We start from the raw sequence: 3,461 nt of genomic DNA on the forward strand, positions 1-3,461 counted from the left end.
CTCTTCTACCGGGGTCCCGCACCCGTTCGTGGTCATCTACGGATCTTCGGCGTGTCGCGGCCGCCGACCACTGCTACTGGCAAAGGCTCAGTGTCAGCGGGAAACCGCACGAAGTGTCGGTGGCGGTGGGTCTGATCGCGGCGTGCGTTTGTTCGTCGGCGACCGGGGCGGCATCCCGTGGGTGGGATGCCTGCGCACGGTGTTGTACTCGTCGATCAACGCGGCCACCCCGGCGCGGGGTGGCGAGGACGGTGATCGGGAAGATGCAGACGCGGGCACCACTCGGCTCCAGGAAGAACGCGATCCCCGACGGTATCAGCGCTGAAACACCCGAAATGCACGATTATGCAGCACCGCCTGCATGATCATCCAGCGCTCGAACCCGCTTCCGCCCCGGCTGTCCCATCGACGGAGGACTGTTCAAGTTGTACAGTTTAGGCATGACCGTTGCTGAGATGTCCTCGACCGAGGCGCGCAACCACTTCGCCGAGGTGGTGGGGCGGGCTCAGCATGCCGGGATCACGACCGCCATCACCAGCTACGGCCGGCGCGTGGCGGCTGTCGTCCCCGTCGAGGTGCTCGACCTCCTCGAGGAGCTGGAGGACCGCGGTCTGTCCCGGATGGCCCGGGAGGCCAAGGCCGAGCCGGGCAAGACCGTCGACCACGCCGCCCTGCTCGCCGAGTTCGCCCAGCGCTGACCGGTGCCGGACGCTCCCCTCTGGCACATCAGCTCGTCGGCGACCGCGGCGAGGGCCCTGCGCAAGCTCGATCCACCGGTGGCCCGGCGCATCCTCGACGCCGTGAGCGGCCTTGCGGAGGAGCCGCGGCCGGCGCCGCCGGTGGGCAAGCCGCTCAAGGGCGAGCCCGGCGCGTGGCGGCTCAAGGTCGGGGACTGGCGCGTGGTGTACGAACCGCAGGACGACGCGCTCGTCGTCTTGGTGCTCACCCTCGGCCACCGCCGCGAGATCTACGACCGGCTCTGACCGGCTCTGACCGGCTCTGCAGAGGCCGGACCGGCCCGGCGGCGAACAGCGAGGCGCACCAGCTGACCAACCTGAACCGGGCGATGCGCGACGACGCGCTCCGCGTTGTCTCCTCGCCGCCCGCTCCTCTTCCTCGTGCTTCGGTGTCTCTACGTACAAGGGTGGTGGATGCTGGGTCGCGCTCGTCGCGGTCGCGCTGCTGCCGGTGGCCGCGGCCACCGCCGTGCTGATCCTGTGCTCGTTCAGGATGCCCTCGGTCGTGGAGCCGGCCGCGCGATTTACCACGGCGTGGCTTCTCGCTGGGTTCGTGGACGCGATCGCTGGCGACGGGCAGGTGTCGCACCGAGGAGGAGCAGGGGTAGGGGGAGAAGACGGGTTATCACCCCACCGCTTCCAGCACGGGTCGCATCGGCGGCGCGACCGCGTGTCAAGCTCGGGCCGGATCGTGGTCGGCAGCATGCGTACTGGAACCCTCGGCGCCGGACTCCAGGGCGCTGGCCGGACACTGCCATTTTCGTGGCGCCGCGGCGCTGTCGTTCACCCGTCGCTCCACATCTGACGCGTGGAACGACACGAAGATGTCAGCAGTCGGGTCCGGGCGGTCCGGGCGTGAGAGAGAACCCGGCGTCGTCGGTGAGTTCGAGGTAGCCGCCACCGGGGTGGCAACGGATGAGCCCGCGTTGTTGCAGGGCGACGACGGCGGCAGGGTCGAGTTCGTGGTGGGCCTCGGTGAACACGCGGGGGCGCTGGCGATGGCGTGCACGCCGGAGTTCGCCGTGACCTCCCGTGCCAGGTGCCTGCGGGAGACGATCACGCCCTGCCAGGTCGCGCAGCTGCTCGCCGAGCAGCTCGGATTCGACGCCGACACCCGTCGGCCGTTGACCCACATCTTCGAGCGCTGGGACGGCAAGGGCATGCCGGGCGGGCTGCCCGGCGCGGCGATCGCGCTGCCCGCCCGCCGGGGCAAGCTGGCGCCGGCAGGCTTGGCATGCGGTGCTCCCGCCTGCGCACGGCCTGCGCACGTAAGGGTCAGCCGAACAGGATGTGCCCGCAGCGTCTGCAGGTGGCCTTCATGCCGTCTGTGTCGTCTCGGGCAGGCTTCGTTACCAGCGGCGCGAGGTGGCGGTGCTGGGATCGGTCGACGATCGCGTCCTCGCCGTCGCCCACCCGCACGGACGCTGCCGATCCAGCACCTCGGCGGGACGGCGGCCGTCCTGGGCCCTCGCAGATCACTGTCATTTTTGTGGAGCGACTGCGCTGTCGTTCTACCGTCGCTCCACATGTGGAACGACAGGTCGATATCAGCGCGAAGCGACAGATCGCGTGTCAGTAGGCGACAGATCAGATGTCAGCAGGCCGGAGCCATATGACCTATCCCGGTGCGGGCCGGGTAGCTCGCGGCCAGACTCGTAGGCTGCGCCCGTGATCGAGTCGGCGTACCTCAGCGAAACCCGCAGCGGCTACGACGCGGTCGCGGGACCGTACGCGGAGACGTTCCGCTCCGCGCTCGACGACAGCCCGCTCGACCGCGCCCTGCTCGCCGGATTCGCCGAGCTCGTCGCCAACCGACACCCGGGCGGCCAGCTCGTAGAGGTCGGCAGCGGACCTGGCCGCGTGGCCGCGTACCTGCGTGCTCTGGGGATGTCGATCCGCGGGATTGACCTCTCCTCTGCGATGGTCGACCTCGCCCGACGAGAGCACCCCGAGATCACCTTTGACGTCGGCGAGATGGGCGCGCTCGACGCGTTCGACTCGAGCCTGGCCGGCCTCGTCGCCTGGTACTCGATCAACCACGTTCCCCCGGCACATCTGCCCGCGGTGTTCACCGAGTTCCACCGCGTGCTCGAGGACGGGGGCCATCTGCTGCTGGCCTTCCAGGTCGGCGACGACGTCCTGCACTTCGACGAGGCCTTCGGCCACCAGGTCTCGCTGGATTTCCGCCGACTCCAACCCGACACCGTCACGGCCCTGCTCGACGACGCCGGGTTCGAGCTCACCGCCCAACTCGTCCGAGCCCCCGGCCCGGCCAGCGCCGCGGCGAGCATCCCGCAGGCATTCCTCATCGCCTGTAGGCGCCCGCCCGCCACCGACCGAGCCGTGCCCACGCCAGCGCCGTGCGTCCCCCTGTCGCTCGACCCTCGGTCCACAGATGAGTGGCAGTAGACGCGGCGAAGATGGCAGTGCCCAGGGCGCTACGCGGTGGCCTCGGGAGGCTGCAGGCGGAGTCCGTACTGGACGTCGTCGGTGAGCTCGAGGTGGCCCCCACCGGGGTGGCGGCGGATGAGCCCGCGTTGTTGCAGGGCGACCACCGCGGCTGGGTCGAGCGACCGCGTCCGTCCGGCGCCGGCGCCCCGGGCGAGCGCGAGTGATCAGGACTGGCACTACAGAGGTTGAAGGGTTGGCGTTTCGCCGTGGCTCGTCACTGACGGCGGCGGTCGGGTGCGTGCATGCTCCCGGCATGAGGTATCCGGATTCCGG

General features: G+C 70.0%; 5 protein-coding genes. 4 read left to right on the top strand and 1 reads right to left on the bottom strand.

The genetic code is table 11. The features are described from left to right. Positions 1–440: 440 nt before the first annotated feature. The gene (locus G567_RS31395) at positions 441–698 is read left to right on the top strand and encodes a type II toxin-antitoxin system prevent-host-death family antitoxin (RefSeq protein WP_051233543.1); all 258 of its coding nucleotides are present in this window, start codon (positions 441–443) and stop codon (positions 696–698) included. A 3-nt stretch (positions 699–701) separates the two neighbouring features. Beyond that, entirely contained in the window at positions 702–983 is a 282-nt protein-coding gene (locus tag G567_RS0124955; protein ID WP_186814257.1) for a type II toxin-antitoxin system RelE family toxin, read from the top strand. Positions 984–1,564: 581 nt separating this feature from the next. Here G567_RS0124955 and G567_RS35275 read toward each other — a convergent pair. Further along, positions 1,565–1,720 (bottom strand): hypothetical protein, encoded by a 156-nt coding sequence (locus G567_RS35275; RefSeq protein ID WP_169338734.1) that lies wholly within the window; start codon positions 1,718–1,720, stop codon positions 1,565–1,567. 685 nt (positions 1,721–2,405) lie between these two features. Between G567_RS35275 and G567_RS31400 the strand changes: the two genes are divergently transcribed. Both G567_RS31400 and G567_RS0124975 read left to right on the top strand, forming a co-directional pair. Continuing rightward, positions 2,406–3,146, top strand: a complete 741-nt coding sequence (locus G567_RS31400) for a class I SAM-dependent DNA methyltransferase (RefSeq protein WP_084796442.1) — start codon at positions 2,406–2,408, stop codon at positions 3,144–3,146. Between the two features lie 11 nt (positions 3,147–3,157). Further along, positions 3,158–3,352, top strand: a complete 195-nt coding sequence (locus G567_RS0124975; RefSeq protein ID WP_147201363.1) for a hypothetical protein — start codon at positions 3,158–3,160, stop codon at positions 3,350–3,352. Positions 3,353–3,461: the final 109 nt, after the last annotated feature.

This window comes from Pseudonocardia asaccharolytica DSM 44247 = NBRC 16224 (assembly GCF_000423625.1).
Lineage (GTDB): Bacteria > Actinomycetota > Actinomycetes > Mycobacteriales > Pseudonocardiaceae > Pseudonocardia > Pseudonocardia asaccharolytica.

Excerpts from the sequence above, each read along its gene's own strand:
- G567_RS31395 (WP_051233543.1), top strand. The coding sequence starts at position 441 with ATGACCGTTGCTGAGATGTCCTCGACCGAGGCGCGCAACCACTTCGCC.
- G567_RS0124975 (WP_147201363.1), top strand. The coding sequence starts at position 3,158 with ATGGCAGTGCCCAGGGCGCTACGCGGTGGCCTCGGGAGGCTGCAGGCG.